At 36.0% G+C, this 2,436-nt stretch carries 2 protein-coding genes; both read right to left on the bottom strand.

The features are described from left to right. Positions 1-64: 64 nt before the first annotated feature. On the bottom strand, positions 65-784 hold the full coding sequence (gene istB / locus BJ095_RS18705; RefSeq protein WP_036179323.1) for an IS21-like element helper ATPase IstB: 720 nt from the start codon (positions 782-784) through the stop codon (positions 65-67). Beyond that, positions 781-2,286 (bottom strand): IS21 family transposase, encoded by a 1,506-nt coding sequence (istA, locus tag BJ095_RS18700; protein ID WP_036179326.1) that lies wholly within the window; start codon positions 2,284-2,286, stop codon positions 781-783. The genes istB and istA overlap by 4 nt, the downstream gene beginning before the upstream one ends. Positions 2,287-2,436 lie beyond the last annotated feature (150 nt).

Here is a 2,436-nt window from a genome sequence, read left to right as displayed (position 1 = left end):
TGTATTTGGCAAGCAAAAAATGCATTAAACGGCAATCAAAAATGTAACCACTTGCCAACGAAATTTAATTCTGAATAATTGACTCCTTATAACGATAACTATCGCCTTTAAATACAATCAAATGCGAATGATGGATGAGTCGATCAATTACTGCCTCCGTTAATATTGGATCCCCAAAAACGTGATTCCATTGACCGAATTGAAGGTTTGTCGTGATTATGATGCTTTTCGTTTCATAACACATCGAAATAACCTGAAACAATAATTCAGCCCCTTGTTTGTGAAGAGGAATGTAACCTAACTCATCCAAAATCAAAAGATCCAATTTCTCTATTTGCTTAAAAAGCTTATTGAGATTACCTTTTTCATTTGCTTCTAATAATCGATTAACTAATGATGCCGCTGTATAGAATTTAACAGCTTTGCCATACCTTTGTATGGCATTCAATCCAATTAGCGTAGCTAAATAGGTTTTACCTGCACCTACACCCCCATAGAAAATTAGATTTTCTTGCTGCTCCATGAATACTCCATTTAATAGGTCTTCACTACTTAGTCCTGCTGTTAGGACAATGTCCTTCCAATCAAAAGGTTTCCCATTGACTTTAGGTAAGCTTGCTTGTGTAAGTAAAAGATTTGTTTTTCGTTCTTCTCGTTGCTCAATTTCTTTTTCAAAAAGCTTCAGTAAATACTCTTCATTTGATGTGGCTTCTATCTCTTGATAATGCTCTCTAATCCAACTTAATTTCAATCGTTTAGCGAATTCTTGAATCTGCGTACTCAATTTATTTCAGCTCCTTTTAGAAGCTGATTATAATGCTGTAGACCTCTAGTAGCCTCCGGCATAATAGGCAATGACTTTTGGAGATGTACTTCTTCGCGTATCCCTCGACCATTAATTAGTTGGTAGAATACTTGTTTAATTGATTCAACCGAAGGATGACCATGCTCTAATGCAATCTTCAGCGCTTCAGTAATTTTACTAAAATCATAATCTTTCATCACTGTACCTAATAACTTCAGGGCCTCTGATTTTTCAGAAGAAGTACATGAATTAAAATACGTTTGCCACTCTTGTGGTAACTGCTCATAGAAACTAGTATATTTAAGTGCCATTGGACGTTTGGCCATTAGATTTAAGTATGGCTGCCAATTAATCGATTTTCTATATTGACCATAGAGTCGCGCATGGCTAACGACTAGTTGATAATCATCTGTAAGAATATCAATCGAATTATATGAAATACGAATTAGAACCTTATTTAAAGCATATCTTGGTGAAGTAGAATATAGATTTTTTTCCACTTTAATATAGCCGTACTTATCGGCTTTTACTGTTTCGTATCTGATGCATTGGTATTCCTTACTTGGTAAAACCAAAAAGGCTTTCCGATCCTCTTCAAACAGCTGGGAGATGAAAGATTCCTTTTCATAATGGTTTCTCTCACGATCCTTCTCAGCTTTTTCCCACAATGTCTTATTAAGTTCGTCTAAGTTCAGTACGTGTAGACCAGGCAATAAATAATTGTTTCTCACATACTTCACCATTGCTTCCACATGACCTTTTTCATTCCCACTATTAGGATTACAAAACTCACTTTCGAACCCATAGTGTAGAACGAAGTTCTGAAATTCCTCTGTTAACTGCCGTTCGCCATTTGGCAATATCTTCTTTACGGCAGCTGAAAGATTATCGAATCTAATTGTTTTTGGAACACCACCCATATGGTGAAAAATCCGCTTTAATCCTTCTAAAAAACACTCTTTGTTTTGAGCAGGGAATACCTGAAAATAAAATGAATTACTATATGGATAAGAAAGAACCAGATAGGGTAGAGTTATCTGTTCCCCTTGATATTTAAACGGAGCTTCTCCAAAATCCACTTGGGCTGACCCAGGTTTGCTCTCTAGCGATAATGCTGCTTGACTCGCTTCATTTAACAATTCTTTTTTTCGTTGGGATATGTAGTTTCTTACTGTTCGATCAGAACCCTTAAAATCAAATTCCTCTTTTAATTGCTCCCAAATTCTCTTTGCAGTTCTACGGAATTTTTTCTTTTGTTTAAAATCTTCTAGTAACCATTCATCTACTATATGTTTAATAGGATCCATCACTGGAGATGGTCTGTCTTGTTTGATTTTTTCTACAGGACTAAAATCATCCTGTTCTGCATACTTCTTAACTGTTCTAGGATCTCTTCCAAGTCTCTTTCCAATCTCCGAATAGTTACTGTCTTTTTTGTTTACCTCATGTCTGATATAATTAATTTCGGCCACTGCCAACATCTCCTTAATACCTCCTGCGCTTGTTTGTCCCAACAGGAAGTGTATGTGTATTTTGGAATGTTGACAAGTGGTTTTTTAATTTGTGCAGGGCCTACGGCCCTTCTGCACAAATTAAATGCCATAGCTTACATTTTTATGATGCCATAAACA

This window comes from Ureibacillus chungkukjangi (assembly GCF_003217295.1).
Classification (GTDB): domain Bacteria; phylum Bacillota; class Bacilli; order Bacillales_A; family Planococcaceae; genus Ureibacillus; species Ureibacillus chungkukjangi.
This window is presented reverse-complemented; position numbering and strand designations above follow the sequence as displayed.

Excerpts from the sequence above, each read along its gene's own strand:
- istA (WP_036179326.1), bottom strand. The coding sequence starts at position 2,286 with ATGTTGGCAGTGGCCGAAATTAATTATATCAGACATGAGGTAAACAAA.